Annotated in this window: 16 protein-coding genes; 9 read left to right on the forward strand and 7 right to left on the reverse strand. The window is 28.1% G+C overall.

Annotated features, from left to right (window positions below):
• The first annotated feature begins 1 nt into the window (after position 1).
• From CPEL_RS01925 to CPEL_RS01935, 3 genes are read left to right on the forward strand one after another with little or no spacing between them, the layout of a single operon-like run.
• Positions 2-514, forward strand: coding sequence for a FixH family protein (locus CPEL_RS01925; RefSeq protein WP_049984560.1), 513 nt, complete (start codon positions 2-4; stop codon positions 512-514).
• Positions 514-2,898, forward strand: coding sequence for a PD-(D/E)XK nuclease family protein (locus tag CPEL_RS01930; RefSeq protein WP_044598393.1), 2,385 nt, complete (start codon positions 514-516; stop codon positions 2,896-2,898). Before CPEL_RS01925 ends, CPEL_RS01930 begins: the two co-directional genes overlap by 1 nt.
• Positions 2,895-5,645, forward strand: a complete 2,751-nt coding sequence (locus tag CPEL_RS01935; RefSeq protein WP_044598394.1) for an AddAB recombination complex, helicase AddA — start codon at positions 2,895-2,897, stop codon at positions 5,643-5,645. The genes CPEL_RS01930 and CPEL_RS01935 overlap by 4 nt, the downstream gene beginning before the upstream one ends.
• Positions 5,646-5,647: 2 nt before the next feature.
• Here CPEL_RS01935 and CPEL_RS01940 read toward each other — a convergent pair whose 3' ends face one another.
• The 6 genes from CPEL_RS01940 to CPEL_RS01965 all read right to left on the reverse strand — a co-directional run bounded on the left by CPEL_RS01940 (position 5,648) and on the right by CPEL_RS01965 (position 13,051).
• Complete coding sequence (locus tag CPEL_RS01940) at positions 5,648-7,126, reverse strand: DUF2779 domain-containing protein (RefSeq protein ID WP_044598395.1); 1,479 nt, start codon at positions 7,124-7,126, stop codon at positions 5,648-5,650.
• 98 nt (positions 7,127-7,224) lie between these two features.
• On the reverse strand, positions 7,225-8,922 hold the full coding sequence (locus tag CPEL_RS01945; protein WP_044598396.1) for a DUF262 domain-containing protein: 1,698 nt from the start codon (positions 8,920-8,922) through the stop codon (positions 7,225-7,227).
• 138 nt (positions 8,923-9,060) lie between these two features.
• Positions 9,061-10,983: an AAA family ATPase gene (locus tag CPEL_RS01950; RefSeq protein WP_044598397.1), complete on the reverse strand. Its 1,923-nt coding sequence runs from the start codon at positions 10,981-10,983 to the stop codon at positions 9,061-9,063.
• A 75-nt stretch (positions 10,984-11,058) separates the two neighbouring features.
• Positions 11,059-11,715: a hypothetical protein gene (locus CPEL_RS01955; RefSeq protein ID WP_049984561.1), complete on the reverse strand. Its 657-nt coding sequence runs from the start codon at positions 11,713-11,715 to the stop codon at positions 11,059-11,061.
• Between the two features lie 24 nt (positions 11,716-11,739).
• Complete coding sequence (locus CPEL_RS01960; protein WP_044598398.1) at positions 11,740-12,507, reverse strand: agmatine deiminase family protein; 768 nt, start codon at positions 12,505-12,507, stop codon at positions 11,740-11,742.
• Positions 12,491-13,051, reverse strand: a complete 561-nt coding sequence (locus CPEL_RS01965) for a hypothetical protein (RefSeq protein WP_044598399.1) — start codon at positions 13,049-13,051, stop codon at positions 12,491-12,493. The genes CPEL_RS01960 and CPEL_RS01965 overlap by 17 nt, the downstream gene beginning before the upstream one ends.
• A gap of 110 nt (positions 13,052-13,161) precedes the next feature.
• Between CPEL_RS01965 and CPEL_RS01970 the strand changes: the two genes are divergently transcribed.
• The gene (locus CPEL_RS01970; protein WP_044598400.1) at positions 13,162-14,640 is read left to right on the forward strand and encodes a PDDEXK-like family protein; all 1,479 of its coding nucleotides are present in this window, start codon (positions 13,162-13,164) and stop codon (positions 14,638-14,640) included.
• Positions 14,641-14,644: 4 nt separating this feature from the next.
• Here the strand turns inward: CPEL_RS01970 and CPEL_RS01975 are convergent, their stop codons facing one another.
• A complete protein-coding gene (locus CPEL_RS01975) occupies positions 14,645-15,562 on the reverse strand; it encodes a helix-turn-helix transcriptional regulator (RefSeq protein WP_044598401.1) in 918 nt (305 codons plus the stop codon).
• Positions 15,563-15,744: 182 nt separating this feature from the next.
• Between CPEL_RS01975 and rplM the strand changes: the two genes are divergently transcribed.
• From rplM to nifJ, 5 genes are all read left to right on the forward strand, one after another.
• Positions 15,745-16,170, forward strand: a complete 426-nt coding sequence (gene rplM / locus CPEL_RS01980) for a 50S ribosomal protein L13 (protein ID WP_039617653.1) — start codon at positions 15,745-15,747, stop codon at positions 16,168-16,170.
• A gap of 2 nt (positions 16,171-16,172) precedes the next feature.
• A complete protein-coding gene (rpsI, locus tag CPEL_RS01985; RefSeq protein ID WP_039617655.1) occupies positions 16,173-16,562 on the forward strand; it encodes a 30S ribosomal protein S9 in 390 nt (129 codons plus the stop codon).
• A gap of 252 nt (positions 16,563-16,814) precedes the next feature.
• Positions 16,815-17,804: an outer membrane fibronectin-binding protein gene (locus CPEL_RS01990; RefSeq protein ID WP_044598402.1), complete on the forward strand. Its 990-nt coding sequence runs from the start codon at positions 16,815-16,817 to the stop codon at positions 17,802-17,804.
• A gap of 2 nt (positions 17,805-17,806) precedes the next feature.
• Complete coding sequence (locus CPEL_RS01995) at positions 17,807-18,451, forward strand: HAD family hydrolase (protein WP_044598403.1); 645 nt, start codon at positions 17,807-17,809, stop codon at positions 18,449-18,451.
• Positions 18,452-18,566: 115 nt separating this feature from the next.
• The gene (gene nifJ, locus CPEL_RS02000; RefSeq protein ID WP_044598404.1) at positions 18,567-22,121 is read left to right on the forward strand and encodes a pyruvate:ferredoxin (flavodoxin) oxidoreductase; all 3,555 of its coding nucleotides are present in this window, start codon (positions 18,567-18,569) and stop codon (positions 22,119-22,121) included.
• Positions 22,122-22,137 lie beyond the last annotated feature (16 nt).

The following is a 22,137-nucleotide window of genomic DNA, read 5'->3' on the forward strand; positions in this document are numbered from 1 at the left end:
CATGGAAAATAAAAAAACTTTTTGGCCTTATGGTATTTTGATTTCTTTAGGACTTATTGTAATTGCTTGCATTGTTACGATTTTTATTGCAAGCAAGGCCCCAGTATATGAGGATAATTTTTATTTTGATACTTATCAAAATGTTGAAACTAATTTTAATGAAATTCAAAAAAAACAACAGCAATTTGATGCTAATTTTAAATTAAGCATTATGGATAAAGAAAGCTTTATGCATAAAAAAAATAAAGTTTATTATATTGATTTAGGAAAAAATGAAATAAAAATCGCACTTGAAAATTTAAAAGCTTATGATTTAAACAAACTTCAAATTCAAGCTTTACTTTCACGCCCCCATACAAATGAAAATGATGAAAAATTACAAGCAAAAGTCCAAGCTAATAATTTAGTTTTTGATTTTGATGTTAAAGAAAAAGGGGTTTGGCAGTTGCTTTTAAAAATCACACAAGATGAAAATAGTGTTGGTTTTTTTAAATTCTTTTTGCAAACTAAATAATGAAACTTATTGTTTTTAGCTCTATGAGAGCTTTGAGAAAATATTATGAGAAAAATTTACAAAATGATGCTTTAATCGATCAAGCCATAAATATGGTTGATTTTATGCAAAAAATAGTCCTTTCACCCTTTTTTCAAGCAAGCTCTTATGAGCATTTGCTTTTGATGAAAAAAGCTTGTGAGCAAACCAAAAATTTAGAAGAAAAATTAAAAATTCCCAGCAATTTTTTTGCCTTTTTAAAAAACAATGCTTATTTATTTAGTTTTTTTAAAGAATTAAGCTTGGGAAAAAAAGATATAAATGATTTAAAAATACACGATGCTTACGCACAATATGATGAGCATTTGCAAATTTTAGACGCACTTTTGAAAAATTATTTAACCCACTTAAAAGAGCAAAATTTATATGATGAAATTTCTTTGCCATTAAATTATCAAATCAACACTGCTTTTTTAAAAAATTATGATGAGTTGGTATTTGATTTTCAAGGTTTTTTAAATGCATTTGAGGTGGAAGTTTTGTTAAAAGTAGTAAAGATACTTCCTGTGAAATTGCATTTTTCTTGCTCTAAATTTAATAAAGATTTTTTGCATACTTTGGAATTTTTAAAGGGAATGAGCTTTAAAGAAAATCATGATTATGTTTTTGATTTAAACCATAAAAAGATTTTAAAAGAACAAAGCTTTGTTAAAGAAAATACTATTTTTTATAAGAGTTTTAGCTTAAGAAGCTTGCAAGCTGCTTTTGTCTTTGAAAAAATCAATGCTTTTTTAAAAGCAGGTATTAAAGCTAAAGATATCATCATTATCACTCCTGATGAAAAATTCGTAGATATTTTAAGACTTTATGATAAAAACAATGTTTTAAATTATGCAAGTGGAAAAAGCATCAAAAATACACTTTTTTATCATAAACTAAAGTCTTTGTATGAAAGTGCTAAAGATGATGAATTTGAGTTTGAAGTGTGTGAGGATATTTATGAAAAAGAAGTGTTAAATGAGCATTTGTGTAATTTGCATTTTTTCTCATGCACGCAGTATTTTTTAGATTTTAAAAAGCTTTTTGGTGAAAATGTTAGTTTTGAGTATTTTGAAAATTTTATTTTAAATTTATTAGAGAAGGAATCAGAAGAATTAATCCAAAATATCAAACAAGAACTTCTTTTTATCAAAGAACTCATTAAAGCACAAAATTTGACTTTAGCACAAATTTTAGAGTTATTTTTCATGCAAATTGATAATTTAAAATTAAGCAGTGTTGGGGGTGGTGAAGTTACTGTGATGGGGCTTTTAGAAAGTAGAGGGCTTAGTTTTGAAGGGGTGATTGTTGTTGATTTTAATGATGAGTTTATCCCAAAAAGAGTTTCAAGCGAGCTTTTTTTAAATAATGAAATTCGCAAAAAAGCAGGACTTATCACCCACACTCAAAGAGAAAATTTACAAAGACATTATTATTACTCGCTTTTGGCTAGGGCAAAATTAGTTGGAATTTCTTATGTGGAAAATGATGATAAAATCAAGTCAAGATTTTTAAAAGAGCTTGATTTTGAGTTAAAGCAAGATCAAAATTATAGTATTTTAGCTTATGCAAAGTATTTTAAAAAGCAAGATTGTATTTTTAATCTTAAGCCAATTACTAGCATAAAGGCAAAGCATGATTATTTTGAAAATCCTTTGTCTTTTTCAAGGTTAAATGTTTTGGTTTTTTATGGTTTGGATTATTATTATAAATATGTTTTGGGCTTAAAAGAGCCAAAAATTTTAAGTGATGTTTATAAGGCTAGTGAGTTTGGAAAGTTTATTCATAAGGCTTTGGAGCTTTATTATAAAGAAAATGAAAAAAACTTTTTTGATTATGAAAAATTCATGCAAATTGTTAAAAGTATAAAAACTTATCATTTAGATGCTTTGGATTTTGCAAGGATAAAATTGCTTTTTAAAGATTTTGCTACTATTGAAAACGCTCATTTTCAAAAAGGCTATAGCGTGCTTTGGTGTGAAAAAAAACTCCAAAAACAATACAAAAGCAAAAATAATACAAATATCGAGCTTTTAGGTTATGCTGATAGGATAGATTCAAACTCAGAGCAAAGATTGTTAATTGATTATAAAAGTTCTAAATTTGATGAAAAATCATACCAGCTAGCTTTTTATAAATTTTTATTAGAAGAAAATGAAGCCCTTGATAATATAAAGGCTTGTTTTTATGATCTTAATAATCTAAAAATGCAATTTGAAAACGCAAAAAGCAAAAGCGTTGATGAGCTTAAAATACTTTTAGAAGAACTAGCTAAAGAACCTTTAGAAAAAGAATTTTTCAATCAAAAAAATGATAATGCATATAGCCCTTATACCATGCTTTATAAAAAGGAGTTTAAACTTTGAGTGATAATAACTTCAAACCTTTTTTAGCCTTAGAAGCTAGTGCAGGAAGTGGAAAAACCTTTGCTTTGAGTGTGCGTTTTGTGGCTTTGGTTTTAATGGGTGCAAAAATAAATGAAATTTTAGCTCTAACCTTTACCAACAAAACAAGTAATGAGATGAAAGAAAGGGTTTTTAAAACCTTTTTGGAATTTGATGTGCTTGAAAATGGCAAGATTAAAGCAGAATGTCTTGAGCTTATGCAAATGCTAGGCAAAAGCAAAGATGAGCTTGTGGCTTTGAGGGATAAATTTAAAGAGGATTTTTTAAGGGCTAAATTAAATATCTATACTTTTGATAGCTTTTTTTCACAAATCATTCGTGCATTTGCACTAAATTTGGGGCTTATGAGTGATTTTAACATTGCAAATACTAAAGAATCTTATAAAAATTTTATTGCAAAATTAAACCAAGAGCAATTAAACGCCTTGGCCTTTTATACCATAAAAACTAAAAGCAGGAGTGATTTTTTAAAAAACCTTGAAAGGCTTTATGAAAGCTCTTGTGAATTAAATTCTACCAATTCAATATCCTTTCCAAGCAAAAAAGCTTTAGAAGCAAGCCTTAATGAATTTATAACTTATGCAAAAGACTTAAGCACAGACAAAAACTATCAAAAAAATTTTGAATTTGAAAGCATAGAGGATTTTTTTAGCAAACCTGTTATTTGCGAATTAGATAAAAAGTATTTTTTAAAAGTTGTAGATAGTGAGTTTATGCAAAAAAGAGCGGAATTTTTACAGCAGGCAAAAGAGTATTTTATACAAATGGAAAATTACCGCATTAATATGCTTTCAAGCCTTTTAGAATGCTTTAAACAAGCAAGAAATGAAAACAACATCAAACACAATAGCTTAAGTTTTTCAGATATAGCACGCAAGTGTTATGAATTAATTAGCGATGAGACTAATAAGGATTTGATTTATTTTAGATTAGATGGTTATATTTCGCATTTGTTGATTGATGAATTTCAAGATACTAATGTTTTGCAATATCAAATTTTAAAACCTATCATTGCTGAGCTTGTTTCAGGTGAGGGTGTGAAAAAAAACAGAAGCTTTTTTTATGTGGGCGATAAAAAGCAAAGTATATATGGTTTTAGAGGGGGTAAAAAAGAACTTTTTGATAAGCTTTTAAAAGATTTTCCACAAATTAAACTAGAGCATTTAGATACAAATTATCGCAGTAAAAAAGCTATAGTTGAGTATGTGAATGAAGTTTTTAAAGATAAATTTTTTGATACTAATTTAAACCCAAGTTTTACTTTGCAAAAAAGCGTTAAAGAAGGTGGGTATGTAGAAATTTTGCAAAATCACATTCTTGATAAAAATAGTTCTGTTTATGAAGCAAGTGCTAAAGAAGCTTTAAAAATCATTTATAAGCTTTTAGAAAAAGGCGTTAGGCTTGATGATATTTGTATTTTAGTTTGGATTAATAAAGATGCTACCTTAATCAAAGAATTCCTTGAAAAAAACGGCATTAAAGCTTATACGCAAAGTAATGTGGCTTTGTTAGATTGTATTAGTGTTAGGGTGCTTTTTGAGTATGCTAAGGCTTGTGTTTTTGAAGATGAGTTTAGTTTGTATTTTGTAAATGATGTTTTAAATAAAGAATTTAGCTATATCAAGCTTGATTTAAACCGCAGTGTGGGAGAAATTTTAAAACATTTAATAGACATTTTAGGACTTGATTTAAGCGATTTGAATTTAATATCTTATTTAGAATACGCAAGTGCTTTTGATAATTTTTTAGAGTTTTTATTTAGCCCATGTGAGTTAAGTTCTATGCAAGAGCAAAATGATGGTGTTAATATAATGACTGTGCATAAGTCAAAAGGGCTTGAGTTTGAAAATTTAATCGTGCTTGATAGAATGAGCAAAAAAAGTCCAGATAATGAGACTTTAATGTTTGAGTATGATTTAGAGCAAGGCTGGGAAGTAAAATACAGACATAGTGCTAGAAAATATCTTGAAGATGAAAGTTATAATGCTTTTTTAGCTAAAAGAGAAAAACTCCAAGCAGAAGATGAGATAAATTGTTTATATGTGGCATTTACTAGAGCTAAAAATTCTCTTTTTATTATAAAAAATGATGCAAATTTTAAAACCTTTAAGAGTTATTTTACAGATTATGAAGAAAAGCAAATAGGTATTTTAGAAAATCAAGATACAAAAGCTAATGAATTTATAGAAAATTTAGGCCAAATAGAAGAATTTGAAGAATTCCAAAAGGTAAATTTGCAAGATGTTAAAACAAAAAGTCAGGTTTTAAGTAAGCAAATTCATTTTGGTTTGGCTTTGCATGAGTTTTTGCAGTATTTTGACTTTGAAAATCATCAAAATTTTGAATTTTGCAAACAATTAATAAGCAAAAAATACCGCTTTTTTCTTGATGATGGGGATTTTGATGATCTTTTTAAAAGGCTTAGCATGCTTTTAAAGGATGAAAATTTCAACGCACTTTTAGCGGGTAAAAAGCTTTTAAAAGAACAAATCATCTCTTATAATGGTGAACAAAAACAGCTTGATATGCTTGCATTTGATGATAATGAAGCTATCATTATAGACTATAAAACAGGCTTGAATTTAAGCGAGCATAAAAAGCAAGTCTTGCTTTATAAAAAAGCCATAGAAAAAATCTTAGCTAAAATTTCCACTAAAGCTTTTTTGGTATATGTTTTAAAGGATAAAGTGGAGATAGTAGAAATTTAATTCTAACTAGTTAGCTCTTCTAAATGTTTTAAAATTTTTACCATAGCTAAAGTATCAAGTTTGCAGTATTCTAGTAAGGCTTGGCGGTAAGCTTTTTTCTCGTTTTCACTCATATTTTGCATAGCTTCAAAACTTTGCATAGCTTCGCTTCCATTGTGGATTAAATCTAAATTTTTATAGGCTTGCTCCATATCAGGGATTAGGGCCGGTAAGACTTTTTTTATAGAATAACTCCCTTGCATTTTATAATGATAATAATCTTTATTTTGAAAAGGTATCATAAGGTCTTTGATATTTTTTTCTATATTTAACAAATGCTCGCTAAACTCAGGAAAAGCAAGTGCTAAATTTCTTATCACACCTTTTTCAAAGCTTGCATTATAAGCAAGCACGCAAACATCTTTTGGTATATCATTGATTAAATTTTTTGCAAGTTCATATCTTGGATCAATCCCACACTCGCTTAAAAATTCTTTATGTTCTAATTTGTCTTTATAGTCTATATGCAAAGAGTATTGAAAAGGTATTTGCATATAAGGTTTTACGCCTTTAAATTCAGGCACAGCTTGCATAAAGGTTTCAAAGTCTAAGTGATATATAGGATAAATTAAAGTATTTAAAAATTCTTTGATGTTTTCTTTGTTTATGTGAATTTCTTCATTAAGTGAAGCTTGGATTTGAATTTGTTGGTTTTCATTAAAGATAGATAGATCTTTTATATCTTTGAAATTGATTATATTTTTATAATAAAGTTCAAATTTTTTATTTGCATTAAGTCTTGAGATGTTAAATATGTTTTCATTTTCACATAAATTTCTTTGCTTAGCCCAGCAATACTCATATCCATCGCACTCATAAGGATCAAAACAATGTGTTCCTATGTCTATATCTGGCTCTTCATTTTTACTTAAAATTTCTTCAAAATATTTTAAATTTTCTTTAACTTGATTTTGATTTGATGAAACTTCTTTTGTGATATCATTGATTATAAAAAGCTTGTTAATATCAAGAAAATCATCTCTATAGTATTCGTTATTTAAGTGGATGAGATTGACTTGTTTGATTTTATAATTTAAATTTGATAAAACAAAATACTGCAAAGCACAATCATCTATATAAACATCTTTTAAAGAAGTAGAACTTTTTACTTCATTTATGATTAAGCCATCTTTGGTGTTTTGTAAAATATCTATCATGATCAAAATGCCATCATAACAAAAAGTAGCTTCATAGATCACTTCTTGGTTGTTTTCTAGTAAATTCTTAGTTTGTTCGCATTTTTCATCAAAAGAACTGCCTTCAAATTCTATCTTTACTCCATTTGGAAAAAGCTCACAAGCTAGCTCGCCTACTTTATCGCCGGTGCTAAATTTAGCTAAAGCATTTTCTGAAACGCTTAATATTTCATTTTTGTAAGTTTTCAGCCATAAAGACTTGGCACATTGCGTGCCTCTTGTGTATCTTGATTTTGAAAAAAACATTATTTACCTTTTAAAAATTTTATGAAAATTATATAAAAATTTATAGGATAAAAATGTCTAGTTTTAAGTGTTTTAATTTTATTAAAACACTTAAAACATTATAAAAAATCTTTGAAAAAAATCTTACTCCATTCTTTGAATTCATTGTTTCTTTTTATTATGCTATCTCTATTAAATAATAAATAATTTTCTTGATTTGCAAAAATAACATTGTATAGTAGTTTAGATTTTAAAAAATTTTCCTTTTTTTCAACTAAACTTTTGTCAGAATTTGCTGAGTTTAATTTTCTTTCTAAAGGAACTAAATTACCAAATGAATTTTTATATTTTTCAAAATCTTCTTCATCTTTAAATCCATAGTTTGTTAAGCTACCATTTTCTATTGTGTTTTTTGGTATTATATGCTCTTTTGTAAAAGAGTAAATTTTTTCTTCAATTAATTGCCATAGAGAATTTATATCTATGTTCTGTTGTTCTAAAAACATATAGTGATATGCACCCCATTCGTAATTATCTGATGATATATCTTCTATAAAATCTTCTATATTGTTATGGCCTGTTCTTTTAATACAAGTTTTGCAATCTTTAATAATTCTTTCTTTAAAATCTTGTTTAGAATTTGTAACTTCTACTAATTTAAACGCTGTAGAATCATTTGTATTTCCTAAGGAATATAAACATATATGTGCTTGAGAGAATAATTTAAGACATTCATCATCGAGAATATTATTCATTTTTAATCTAATTAATGCATTATAAAATAAAGGATTTATTCTTAAAATACATAATGTTTTAAAAGCTTCTGCATTTATTTCTGTAAGCTTCAAAATACTTAAAAAACTTTCAAAAAAATTAACTAAATCTAAAGAATATTCATCCAGCCATATTTTAAATTCATCATTCTTTTCTTTATTTTTTAAGAACGATTTTAATTCAGTATAATGTGCTTCAACGCCATTTCTATAGTGTCCTATTTTACTTATTCCTAGTGCATGATAATTGAAAATTCTAGATTCTATTTCTTTTACAAATTGCACATCCCCAAAAGAATATACAGCTTTATGTTTTTCAATTTCTAAAGCAATTTTAAAAATTCTCCCAAATCTTTCATTTATTATATCATCTAGCTCTCCTAAGCAATATTTATTGGAGTATAAAATTAATAAAGCCTTTAATTTGTCAAGAATTGTCAATGAAACTCCCCTATCATTGACAGTTTGAAACATTCTTATAGCTTTACCAGAATTTCCTTCTTCAAGCCACATTAAAGACATTTTATCCAGAATATCTAACAATTTTCTAGCTCTATCGGGTTCTATGCTATTTATTTTGCTATAAATAGCCTTATATACTTCAAATAAATTTTTATGCCCTTTAGTTTTTATTTCTTTTTCAAGATTGTTATTTAGTTTTCCATTTCTAGCTTGCTCTAAAATTTTGTCAAAAAATTCTTTATTATCATCAATAACTTGCAATCTATAATTATCATTATTATCTAAAAATTTATTTAAATCTCTTTCTGGTCTAGAGGTTTTATAATTTAACGCATATCTTAGCATAAATAATGTTGTGCTTCTTTGTTGTCCATCTATAATATCATAAATATTTTTATCATTTTTATTTGGAGCAACAACTATTGTTCCTAAAAAATGAGACATTTGATCATTTATAGCTTGTTCTGACTCCAATAAATCATCCCATAAATCTTCCAAATTTTTATCTGTCCAAGCGTAATCTCTTTGATAATTTGGTATAGAAAAAACCTTATTGTTGAAAATATCTTCAATTTTTGCCATTTTTACTCCTTTTAAAAAATTTATTTATTATAGGTAAAATTTAATTTTTATTTGTTTAAAATAAAATTCCTGTTATTATTACTACTAATATAAGGATTATATCAAACAAATTATTTTTTATATAAGCGTAAATTCTTTTCATAAAAACCCCATGTTGATCTTTTCATCATCTGATTTGAGTTTTGATTCTTTTTCTAGTTTTTGCAAAAACTCATCAATATTTTTGATTTTAAAAATTTTATTTTGTCTAAAAATTAGCGCAAAATCGCCCAAGCAAATGTTTTGAAGCCTTAAAAGCCTTTTTATAACTTGCGTTTTATCAAAGCTTAAATTTAATTCTTTAGCAAAAAATTCAAAAGCCTTTAAAAGCTTTTCTTGCTTTAGCGCTTGAAATTCTATCTTTAAATCAAACCTTCTTATACTAGCTTTATCAAGGCTTTGCAAGTAGTTTGTAGAGGCTATGAAAATACCTTCAAAATTTTCCATTTGCATAAGCATTTCATTGACTAAGCTTTTTTCCCAGCCTTTATTTGCCCCATCTCTATCATAAATCAAAGCATCGATTTCATCAAGCTGTAAGATGGCGTTGTTTTTGGAAGCTTTTTTGAAAATGTTTGCGATATTTTTTTCGTTATTGCCCACATAAGGATCTAAAATATCACTAAGCTTGTATGAGTGCAAAGTTTTGTTTAAAACATTGGCTAATTCTTTTCCAAACTCGCTTTTTCCACTACCTGCTATGCCATAGCTTAAAATTCTCAAACTTGAATTTTCATCGATATTGTTTATTAGCTCTTGTAAATTTAAATCACATTCTATCAAGCTTAAATCATATTTTTTGTCTTTTTTTGGTATTGAAATGGTGCGAAGTGATCTTGCTTTTAAATTTTCATTAATCAATCTTACAAATACTTCTTGGCTTTTGTTTTTAAATATTTTGGCATTTTTAGCACATTTTAAAATAACCCCTTGAGAAAGCTCAGGGTGAGAAGCTATGCTTTCTATGATTGTTTCATCTATTTTTACCCTTTTTTTGTCTAGTAAATTTTTTATATTTTGAATTTTCTTTTCTTTGGGCATACATTCAAGCTCTAAAATCATATCAAAACGCCTCAAATACGCCTCATCCATATCCTTAGAATTTGATAAAAACACACATATACCATTTTCTTCATCTAAAATTTTATTAATTCTTATTTTTTCTTTTAAAGAATCATAACAAAAGCTATCCTCGCACTCATCAAAGACTATCATTTGCTTTTTTGGGTTGATTATTTTTTTAAGTGCGTAAAAATTTGAAATTCTGCTTGATTTTTTATCATTTGCACACTCTTTAACACACAATGCTTCTTTATCAAGCTCTTTGGCTATGAGTGCGCTAAGTTCGTTTTTACCTACACCTGCTTTTCCATATATAAAAATATTGCCTTTTTGGCATTTTTTTAAAAAAGTAATGATGGTGCTTAATTCTTCTTGTATATAGTCAAAATCACTCAAATTTAGTCTAGTTTTAGGTAAAAAATACGAAAACTCGCCCATAAGCGTAGTCTTGCTGATATCTTGTGTGAAAATATTTTCAAAATTTTTTACATCTATGCCAAAGGCATCGCTATCATAATAGCACAAAGCATCTAGTTTAAAAAGCATAGAATCATCACTTAAAGCTTTGTTGATGTCTTTTAGATTGTGATTAAAAATTTTTTCTATTATTTTTCTGCCTAAAGCCCCGCTATATCCTTGATGTAAGGCAAAGCGACCTTTATTGGCGTAGTAAAAAAAGGCAAATACATCACATTCTGCTTGGGTAAAATTCAAGTATTTTTTAAGATAGCTTAGATTTTTCTTTAAGAAGCTAGGGTAGATAAATTTAGAGTATTGTTTATAGATAAAACTGGGGATTTTACTATTTTTTTCTAGTATTTCTTCAAATTCGTTGTAAAAATCTTTTTTGATTTGCTTGCTATTAGAAAACATTTGTGCGTGCAATGAAATAACTTTTACATTATGTGAGTAATAATCTAAATCTGCAATGTGGGTAAGAGTAGAAGTATTTGTTTGCATTATAAACCTTTAAACTAAGATGTATAATGCAATTATAAACAAAATAACTAGACTTTGATTGTCTAGTTATGAAAATTATTTGGGTTTTATGTTTTTTAACAAGTCTTTATAGAAATTTTCAATGGGGGTTTTGAAATATTTCTTAAAATTTTCAGCACTTATCATATCACTTTTTGCATTATTGCAAATACAGCAGGCTAGAACACAATTTTCTTCATTATAACCTTTATCTGGATCTAGCCTTTCAATTTGTAATGAGCCGCTAAAAGATGGTTTTTTGGAAGTTATAAGTTTTTTTTCAAATAGATCTTCTAAATTTTTTTCATCGATACCGCAATAATAACATTGTAGGTTGCTTTTATTTTCGATTTTCAAATACGCTTTTTCATACCACATAGCAAATTTTTTCATATCTTCAAATTTTTCTTCAACCATTTTATCGATTGCACTAAATTTTTCATTTTCATCTTTCCATTTTTTGTTGATTCTATACTTCTTTCTTACCACTTCATAATGATTTTTTAAATTTGCCACATAGTTTTTATTTTTTGATTTTGGTTCTAATTCTTCTCTTACTATTTCTTCAATGTTAAGATTGTATGATTTTGCTTTGATTAGTTTTTTTGTGATTTCCTTACTCCCAAAAACACCTTTTAAATAAAGTTTTAGAAATTTCTTTTTAATATCATCATTTAATTGATTGATGAATTCAACTCTTTCTTGATTTTCCATTTTTTCTCCTTTAAATAAATTTAATCATTGCAAAATATTAGCACAAATGCAATGCAAAGCTCCACCTTTTTTGATGATAGGTTTTAGATATATACCTATGATTTTCTTATCTTTATAGATATTTTGTAAAAAGCTTAAAACACTCTCATCCTCTTCTATGCCATAAGTTGGCACAAAAATCACCTTATCAAATTCTAAGAAATTCAAATACCCGCCCCATTTGTATTTTTGCATAAATTCTTTAGAATAGTTCATTTTTGTAATTTTAAAATCCTTTAAAGCAACGTTTAATTTCTCAAAAAACTGCGTATTTTCTAAGGAAAAATCATTGATTAACACATGATCTTTACTTATAAATCTTACCATGCTATCACTATGTGCAAATCTATCATAAGCTAATCTTGGTAAAAAGATTATGTGGTTTAAATTTAGGGTTTGTTTTAAAGTTTGTATGATGTTTTCTTTACTAAGCGTTGGGTTTTGGCTAAAAATTTTCTCACACATAAAAGCCTTATCTTGCATTCTTATAAAATTACCCCCATCAAGCACCAAATTTAAGTGATTTTTTAAAGGTTTTATAGTGGTTTTTAAATGCGGATATTTTTTAAGATAATCAGGATCATAAATATAACTTGTCGCAGTATTTTCATACACCAAAGGCATAAAATCTCTTAGCCATATATCATTGCTTGGTATTTCTTTAAAGCCGATGTTAAATTCAGCAAAATTACTAACAAGATTTTGATAAATCTTTTTGTGTTGAGATTTTAAGAGTTTAGAAAGTGCTATCACCGCATTCTCCTTGCATGCTTAAAACTAATAACTCATCATCATAAATAATATCATATTGTAAGATATCTCCCCAAAGTTTTAATTTGCCTTGTGAATTTTTATAATGCTTTATAGCAAGTTCTTTGAGTTTTTGCATGATTTGCGTTTTATTAAGATAGAGCATATCATTGCTGATAGGAAATTTAAGCACGCGTAAATGAGATAAAAACATCAAAGTATGCAAAGGCTCGCTTTTGCGTTTAAAATTTGTTTTTATGATGGCTTTTGCTTCTTGTAATTTTGTATATTTATCTTTTAATAAAACACTTTGTTCTAAAATGGAGTTTAAAATCTTTTTATCAAGGATAAATTCAAATTTTTTTACAAATTCCAAAGAAGAATTTACCATATCATAATGCCCTTTTAAAAGCCATTCTTCTATACTTTGGCATTTTAAAAATAAAGCCTTTGTGTGTTGGAATTTGTTGATGTTGTTATAAGAAAAGTATCTTGCAAGAGAAGTATCATCTGTATGATTTAGTATATGTTGCATGGTTTTAAACATTTTAAATCCTTTATGATTAAATTTTTAAAATCATAACTTAAAAATATAGACATTCTTAGTCTATATTATGATGGTATAATTGCGAGAAATTGTTTAAGGGGGTGTTTTAAATGAAAGAATTTGTAAAAGAATTATTAGAAAAAGAAAAAGAATTTCAAAAAAATGCACAAGAAGGTATGAGTGATATAAATATCTTTGAAGCTTTAGGCGTTGAATATAAAGAAAATTATCATTCTAAATTTATAGCTTATTTGATAAATCCAAATGCTGATCATTATCAAGAGATTTTTGCAAAAGAATTTTTAGACAAACTTGGAGAAAGTGTTAAAATAGACAATTTTAATACTTTGCAAGTTCAAGATATAGAAAATGTAGAAATAGAAGCTTGTATAAAAGACAATAGAAGGGTTGATATACTTATAAGTTTAAAAGATGAAAGATACATCATCATAGAAAATAAACTTTATGCAAAAGATCAAAAAAATCAATTAAAAGATTATATAAATCATATAAGAAAAAAAATAAAAAACACAGATGATATTTATAAAAATATACTTACTATTTATTTACATATGGATGAAGAAGCAGAGCCTAGCCAAATGAGTTTAGGCACAAGATATGGATTTAAATTAAAAAATAATTTTGTGCTTGATAGCAATGATAACAAAATGAGCCATTATTTTAAAATGGATTATAAATGGATAAAAAAATGGATTGATAAATGTATAAATACATGTAAAAATAAAATTGAAAAAAATGAAATTAAAGAAAGGTTTAAAAATGATATGCAAAATATTATTTTTTCTTTAAATCAATATAAAACTCTTTTAACTTGGTATGTATCAACAGATGATTATGTGGCTAAAGATTATGTTTTGGAATTTTTAAAATCAAGTAAAGAAAATTTAGAAAAAACTATGATTTTGTATAGACACAATAAAAATAAAAAAGATTTTAATGATTTAAGCGATGATGAATATAAAAAAGCAAAAGAAATAGTAAAAGATAAATGGGGTGAAATTTGTGAAGAATTAATGATTGAATTTATGGACAAGCTTGAAAAGAAATTCGAAAACAAAAAAATAGGAAAAAATATTTTACTTATAGAAAAAGATTATGAAAAAATAAATTCAAATAAGAGCTTCTTTACTATTTATCCTGAAAAGGATATAAATAATTATATAATGCCAACATTTAATTTGTATTTTGCTAATAAAAATTATAAAAATTTGCGTATAGATTTTTGCATTACTTATTATTATGATAATGATGAAGAATGTACAAAATATGACGAAAAAATTCAAAAGTTTAAAGAAGAGTTGAAAGAAATAAAGAAAAAAGAATTAAATAAAAAAGGTTTAAATATTTTAGATGCTAGCATATATAAAAAAATAATTTTAGATGAAAAATATCAAGATAAAAACTATGAATTTATTTATTATATGGTTGACTATGATAAAATCGCTAAAGTTAGTGAATTTAAAACTATAGAAGATTATATTTATAATGAGATAAAAAATTTTATAGAAAATGACACGATTAAAAAAGCTTTAAATAAAGCCGAAGAAATCTTAAAACCAAGCAAATAAGCAATCATATGCTTATTTGCTTAAGGTATTGCTCAACAACTTCTTTGACTTTTTTTGCTATAAAATCAGGTTCTAAAACTTTTATATAAGGCATATAATAATACACCAAAGGCAAAATTTCCATTTCATGATTTATCTCAAGTTCTATTTCTATGGAACCATCATTGTCTTTGCCAGTGATAATTTGAGATTTTAAAGGCTTTCTTTCAAAGTATTTTCGTATAGGCTCTTCGATTAAAAGTCTTACCACAAAAGCTTTTTCAAGACTAAACCATATAGAATTTGCCTTTTGAAGTTTAGTCTCTAAGCTTTCATCTGTTTGAAATTGCTCTTGTGTTAGAGTGATATTTTGTATATTTTTTAAGTAAAATTTCTTAAAAATTTCACGCTTTTTCATATCAAAAGCAAGCAAATACCAAAAACCATTAAAAAAGGCTAGTTTTAAAGGTTTGGCTTGAAAAAGCTTATTTTCGTACTTAAATACAATTTGCGTTTTTGTGTTGATAGCTTGTTCAAGAATTTGAAAATTTTTTAAATCCTTCTCTTCTAATTTCTCAGCATCTAAGCTAGCATAAATTGGGTTATTGATGTTTTGAGTGAGTTTAGAAAGTATAGGATGTGCTTTAGCATAAAAGCTATCTCCAGCACTTTTTGCCATGGTATCTAAGACTTCAAGAATGATTTTTTCATCTTGGTTTTGATAGTCTTTATTCACATCAATACGCCATTTTCTACCATTTTTTATAAGTCCCATTTCTTCTAAAGCACCTTGCATATCTCTTTTTATGGTTTTAGGATTAACATTTAATTCCTCAGCTAGTTCTTTTATACTAAGGCCATTTTGTGATTTGCTTAATTTATCATATAAATATTCTAGCCTTTGAAGCTTTGAATTTTTGATATATTTGTTAAAATCTTTCATCGATTTTCCTTAAAAATTTATACAAATAATTTTTATGGTATTATAGTATCTTTAAAGCAAAAGATTAAAATAAAATCCCATAAAATTAAATAATAAAACTTTAAATATTCTTAAATTAAGTATTAATTAAGCTAAAATAATTATAATCACATTTTTAAAAATTTTTTGGCAAAGGTAAGATGATGACAAAAATAACAAAGCCAAACGAAGTAAAACGCGAATGGATCGTTTTAGACGCTGAAGGAAAGCGTTTTGGTCGTCTTTTAACAGAAGTAGCGACTATCTTAAGAGGTAAAAATAAACCTTGCTATACTCCAAATGTTGATTGTGGAGATTATGTAATCATTATCAATGCTTCTAAAGCAGTTTTCACAGGTGCAAACAAAGCAGAAGATAAACTATACCACAGACATTCAGGGTATTTTGGAAGTGTTAAAAGTGAAAAATTTGGTGATTTATTAGAAAAAAATCCGGTTAAATTATATAAATTAGCAGTTCGTGGTATGTTGCCTAAAACAAATTTAGGTAGAGCTATGCTTAAAAAACTAAAAATTTATGCAGGTAGCGAACACCCTCATACTGCTCAAATTGCTAATAAAGGAAAATAATCATGGCAACAACATACGCAACAGGTAAAAGAAAAACCGCTGTAGCTAAAGTTTGGGTAAAAGCTGGTAGTGGTAAAATCATCGTAAATGGTATGGATTTAAACACTTGGCTTGGCGGGCATGAGGCTATAAAATTAAAAGTAGTTCAGCCTTTATTAGTAACTAAGCAAGAAACTTCTATGGATATTAAAGCAACGACTTTAGGCGGTGGTTACAGCGCTCAAGCCGAAGCTTTAAGACATGGAATTTCAAGAGCATTAGCTGCTATGGATGCAGATTTTAGAGCATTATTAAAACCAAAAGGACTTCTTACTAGAGATAGTAGAACTGTTGAGCGTAAAAAATACGGCCGCAGAAAAGCAAGAAGAAGCCCACAATTTTCTAAACGCTAATATTTTTTGGATCCGTTTTTTGGATCCAATCTCTTTCTTAATTTTTAAAATCATTTTTTTCATATATTTTTATTTTGTTTAAAATCAAAGGATTTTTTGTTTAGAATAAACTTTTATAATTCCAAAGTCCGATCAGGGAAACCTCCTTTTTGTAGTAAATTTAAGCCCCTTTTTAAGGGGCTTATTTTATTTTAATCTTTATTTTTATACAATAGCTTATAATCTTATTTTAAAATACTTAGGAGTTTTGTTATGAGAAAAATTATAAGTTTATTGGGTATAGCTACTGCTTTATTTGCTTTTGATGCTAGTAAAATAGAAATTACTCCAACTTTTAATTACACTATACCAGAAGGGAATTTAGATCTTAAAAATTATGGTGGTGTGGGATTAAGATTTGGTTATCATTATGATCATTTGTGGATAGATCAAGCTGAACTTGGTTTAGAGTATTATGATAATGCAAAATATAATAATCCAAAAGATAATACATATACAAATACAAGTGTTTCAAGATTTTATGTAAATGCTATTAAAGGGATTGATTTAGCAAATCATGTGTATTTTTATGGCTTATTAGGAAGTGGTTATGAGTACTTAAGTCATGGAGCTTATGAAAATAAAAGTGGCATGTTTGCCCAATATGGTGCGGGTTTTAAATTTGCACTTGGAGAAGATTTAGCTTTAAGACTTGAAGCAAGAGATCAAATTAAATTTAATAATGGCGAGCATAATTTAATATCTAGCGTTGGTTTGAGTTTTTATTTTGGTGATAAAGCTCCAAAAATTCCTCAAACTTCTACAGCAAAACAAATTGAAGAAAAACCACAAGTTAAGCAAATTGAAAAATCATGCCCAGAGCCAAGAAAAGGTGCTTTACTTGATCATATAGGTTGTGAAAAAACTATAGCACTTGAAGGCCATTTTGGCTTTGATCAAGTAAGTATCAATCCAGAATTTGCACAAAAAATTCATGAAGTTGCTAAAGTTTTAGAAGAAAATCCACAATATTATACTATTTTAGAAGGACATACTGATAATATAGGTTCTAAAACATATAATCAAAAACTTTCACTAAAGCGTGCAAAAGCAGTTGCAAATGAACTTGAAAGATCAGGAGTTGCAAAAGAAAAAATTTCAACAAAAGGTTATGGTTTTGATAAACCTGCTGCAAGCAATGATACCAAAGAAGGCCGTGCGCAAAATAGACGCGTTGAGGCTAAATTTTTTATTAAAGAATAATCTTGTATAAAAAAACTATTTTATTTGATTTAGATGGCACTTTGATAGACTCTACAAGTGCCATTTTAGAAGGTTTTGATGCTGCTTTTAAAGCCTTTAATGAGCCTTTAAGAGATCATGAAAACATTAAAGCTCTTATAGGTTTTCCTTTAGATATTGCTTTTGAAAAACTTGGAGTGCCAAAAGAAAAAACAAATGAATATATTAATGCTTATAGAAATGTATACCAAAAAATCTATATAGAACAAACTTTTTTACTTCCTTTGGCAAAAGAAAGTGTGTATGAGGCTAGCTTGTTTGCTGATTTGGCTGTTGTTACAACTAAAAGTTCTAAATTTTCTAAGCCCTTACTTGATTACTTGGGTATAGGTGAATATTTTAAAATTATTATAGGCAGAGATGATGTTACTCATCCTAAGCCAAATGCTGAACCTATATTATTAGCTTTAAATAGATTAAATAAAAATAAAGAAAATGCTTTTATGGTGGGTGATACCCATCTTGATATACAAGCGGCGTTAAATGCAAGTATTACACCGATTGCAGTTAGTAGCGGTTATGAAGCTAAAGAGAGCTTAGTTAAATTTAACACTTTGCTTTTTGAAGATACTTACAAAGCAGTATGTTATCTAAAAAATATCCTATAACTTCACATTTATAAGTATAAGTTTAAATATAATAAAAAATTTTTATCATTGTTTAAGATAATTAAAGATAAAGTAGCTATTGATTTTAAGTAATTATTTTTTAAGGATAGATTAGATGAGTAAAATAATGAAAACAATGGATGGTAACGAAGCAGCAGCTTATGCTGCTTATGCATTTACTGAGGTTGCTGGAATTTATCCTATTACTCCAAGTTCACCTATGGCAGATTATACAGATATATGGGCTGCTCAAGGTAAAAAAAATCTTTTTGGAGTACCAGTTAAAGTTGTAGAGATGCAAAGTGAAGCAGGAGCTGCAGGAACCGTGCATGGCTCTTTGCAAGCAGGTTCTTTAACTACTACTTATACAGCCTCTCAAGGACTTTTATTAAAAATACCAAATATGTATAAAATTGCAGGACAGCTTTTGCCAGGGGTAATTCATGTGGCAGCTAGAGCTTTGGCCTCTCAAGCACTTTCGATTTTTGGAGATCATCAAGATATTTATGCAGCAAGACAAACGGGATTTGCTATGCTTTGTTCTCACTCCGTGCAAGAAAGTATGGATTTAGCAGGTGTGGCTCATTTAGCAGCTATTAAAGGAAGAGTTCCTTTTATGCATTTTTTTGATGGCTTTAGAACATCTCATGAAATTCAAAAAATAGAAGTAATGGATTATGCACATTTTGATAGATTATTAGATCGTAAAGCTCTATTGGAATTTAGAAATTCCTGTTTAAATCCTGAAAATCCTAAAACAAGAGGAACAGCACAAAATGATGATATTTACTTTCAAACAAGAGAATTAGCAAATAAATATTATGAAGCTATTCCTGATATTGTTAATGAATATATGCAAGAAATTTCAAAAATCACAGGAAGAGAATATAAGCCTTTTGTGTATTATGGTGATAAAAATGCAACGCGTGTAGTTGTAGCTATGGGTTCAGTGACTGAAGCTTTAAAAGAGGTTGTGGATTACTTAAATAATAAAGGCCAAAAGGTAGGAGTTTTAAAGGTTCATTTATATAGACCATTTAGTTTAAAATATTTGTTTGATGTGATGCCACAAAGCGTTGAAAAAATAGCTGTTTTAGACAGAACTAAAGAGCCAGGAAGCTTAGGCGAGCCACTTTATCTTGATTTAAAAAGTGCTTATTATGGAAAAGAAAATGCACCTTTAATTGTTGGTGGAAGATATGGACTTTCTTCAAAAGATGTTGATCCTGCCCAACTTATAGCGGTATTTGAAAATTTAAATCAGGCAAATCCAAAAGATGGCTTTACTATAGGAATTAATGATGATGTGAGTTTTACTTCATTAGCAGTAGGAGAAAAAATTTCTTTAAGTGATGAAAGCACTATAGAATGTTTATTTTATGGACTTGGTGCTGATGGAACGGTTGGAGCAAATAAAAATTCAATTAAAATTATAGGGGACAAAACAGACTTTTACGCGCAAGCTTACTTTGCATATGATTCTAAAAAATCAGGGGGTTATACAAGAAGCCATTTGAGATTTTCTAAAAAACCTATTACTTCAACTTATTTGGTTTCTACGCCACATTTTGTTGCATGTTCAGTTGCTGCATACTTAGAAATTTATGATGTTTTAGCGGGTATTAGAAAAGGTGGAACTTTTCTTTTAAATAGTATTTGGAATGCCCAAGAGACAATAAAAAGAATTCCTAATGCAGTAAAAAGAGTTTTAGCACAAAAAGAGATTAATTTTTATATTATTAATGCTACAAAGCTTGCTAGAGAAATAGGCTTGGGTAGTAGAACAAACACTATCATGCAATCAGCATTTTTTAAACTTGCTAATATCATTCCTTTTGAGGATGCACAAAAATATATGAAAGAATTAGCTTATAAATCATATAGTAAAAAAGGCGATGCTATAGTTGAGATGAATTATAAAGCTATTGATGTGGGTGCAGATGGGCTTGTAAAAATTGATGTTGATCCATCTTGGGCAAATTTAGCTGATGAAGTAAAAGAAGAAACCATAGCTTATAAAGGAACTGAATTTGTTGAAAAAATAGCAAAACCAATGAATGCAGCTAAGGGTGATGATTTACCAGTTTCGGCATTTTTGGGTTATGAAGATGGTAGTTTTGAGCACGGAACAACTGAGTTTGAAAAAAGAGGTGTTGGGGTTATGGTGCCAAGATGGATAGAAACTAATTGTATCCAATGCAACCAATGTGCTTCAGTTTGTCCGCATGCAGTTATTAGACCATTTTTAATCAACGAAGAAGAATTAAACAATGCTCCAATTGGCGTAAAAGAGCATAGTTTAAATGCAAAAGGTGTGAAAGAACAAAAATTAAATTTTAAAATTCAAGTTTCTCCGCTTGATTGTACTGGCTGTGAGCTTTGCGTGCATGAGTGCCCTACTAAAGAAAAATCTTTAGTAATGGTGCCACTAGGTGAAGAACTTGACCATGGTGAGCAAGAAAATGCTGATTACTTGTTTAAAAAAGTAAGCTATAAAGATAATGTTTTAAATAGAGAAAATGCTAAAGGTATCCAATTTGCTCAACCTTTATTTGAATTTCATGGTGCATGTCCAGGGTGTGGAGAAACTCCTTATATTACTTTGATAACAAGATTGTTTGGTGAGAGAATGATTATTGCTAATGCAACGGGTTGTAGTTCTATTTATGGTGGTTCAGCACCTTCAACTCCATATAGAAAAAGTAACAAAAATGGCCATGGACCTGCTTGGGGAAATTCATTGTTTGAAGATAATGCTGAGTTTGGCTTGGGTATGAAAATAGCAACTGAGACAACAAGACATAAAATAGAACACATAATGAATGAAAGTATGCAAGATGTTCCTAATGCACTTTCTGCTTTATATAAAGAATGGATTGCAAATAAAGAAGATTCTAATGCTTCATTAGAGTTAAGAGATAAATTAGTTCCATTGTTAGAAGAAAATAAGCAAATTAAAGCTGTAAATGATATTTTAGAGCTTAAGAGTTATTTAAGTAAAAAATCTCATTGGATCTTTGGCGGTGATGGTTGGGCTTATGATATAGGTTATGGTGGGCTTGATCATGTTTTAGCAAGTGGAGAAAATGTTAATATTTTAGTCCTTGATACTGAGGTTTATTCAAATACTGGTGGCCAAAGCTCAAAATCTTCAAGAACAGGTTCGGTAGCACAATTTGCCGCAGCTGGTAAACCGGTACAGAAAAAAGATTTAGGTCAAATTGCTATGACTTATGGCTATATTTTTGTTGCTCAAGTTAATTCTAATGCAAACTATGCTCAACTTTTAAAAGCAGTAATTGCTGCAGAATCTTATGATGGCCCATCGTTAATTATTGCTTATTCTCCTTGTATAGCTCATGGTATTAAAGGTGGACTTGGAAATTCAGGAGATCAAGCAGAATTAGCTACAAAATGCGGATACTGGCCAACTTATATTTACGATCCACGCTTAGAAGCTGAAGGTAAAAATCCTTTAACAATTTCTTCTAAGGAGCCTGATTGGGATTTATATGAAAGTTTTTTAATGAATGAAGTTCGTTATAGTTCTTTGAAAAAATCAAATCCTGAACACGCAAGAGAATTATTCGAAAAAAATAAAGCTGAAGCTCAACGCCGTTATAGACAACTTAAGCGCTTAGCAAATGCTGATTTTAGTAATGAAAACTAAAATTTGTTTAAAATTT

This window comes from Campylobacter peloridis LMG 23910, assembly GCF_000816785.1.
GTDB lineage: Bacteria > Campylobacterota > Campylobacteria > Campylobacterales > Campylobacteraceae > Campylobacter_D > Campylobacter_D peloridis.

What these genes read in the sequence shown, in the direction of transcription:
- CPEL_RS01925 (WP_049984560.1), top strand. Translation starts at nt 2, where the DNA reads ATGGAAAATAAAAAAACTTTTTGGCCTTATGGTATTTTGATTTCTTTA.
- CPEL_RS01930 (WP_044598393.1), top strand. Translation starts at nt 514, where the DNA reads ATGAAACTTATTGTTTTTAGCTCTATGAGAGCTTTGAGAAAATATTAT.
- CPEL_RS01940 (WP_044598395.1), bottom strand. Translation starts at nt 7,126, where the DNA reads ATGTTTTTTTCAAAATCAAGATACACAAGAGGCACGCAATGTGCCAAG.
- CPEL_RS01945 (WP_044598396.1), bottom strand. Translation starts at nt 8,922, where the DNA reads ATGGCAAAAATTGAAGATATTTTCAACAATAAGGTTTTTTCTATACCA.
- CPEL_RS01950 (WP_044598397.1), bottom strand. Translation starts at nt 10,983, where the DNA reads ATGCAAACAAATACTTCTACTCTTACCCACATTGCAGATTTAGATTAT.
- CPEL_RS01955 (WP_049984561.1), bottom strand. Translation starts at nt 11,715, where the DNA reads ATGGAAAATCAAGAAAGAGTTGAATTCATCAATCAATTAAATGATGAT.
- CPEL_RS01965 (WP_044598399.1), bottom strand. Translation starts at nt 13,051, where the DNA reads ATGTTTAAAACCATGCAACATATACTAAATCATACAGATGATACTTCT.
- CPEL_RS01970 (WP_044598400.1), top strand. Translation starts at nt 13,162, where the DNA reads ATGAAAGAATTTGTAAAAGAATTATTAGAAAAAGAAAAAGAATTTCAA.
- CPEL_RS01975 (WP_044598401.1), bottom strand. Translation starts at nt 15,562, where the DNA reads ATGAAAGATTTTAACAAATATATCAAAAATTCAAAGCTTCAAAGGCTA.
- rplM (WP_039617653.1), top strand. Translation starts at nt 15,745, where the DNA reads ATGACAAAAATAACAAAGCCAAACGAAGTAAAACGCGAATGGATCGTT.
- rpsI (WP_039617655.1), top strand. Translation starts at nt 16,173, where the DNA reads ATGGCAACAACATACGCAACAGGTAAAAGAAAAACCGCTGTAGCTAAA.
- CPEL_RS01990 (WP_044598402.1), top strand. Translation starts at nt 16,815, where the DNA reads ATGAGAAAAATTATAAGTTTATTGGGTATAGCTACTGCTTTATTTGCT.
- nifJ (WP_044598404.1), top strand. Translation starts at nt 18,567, where the DNA reads ATGAGTAAAATAATGAAAACAATGGATGGTAACGAAGCAGCAGCTTAT.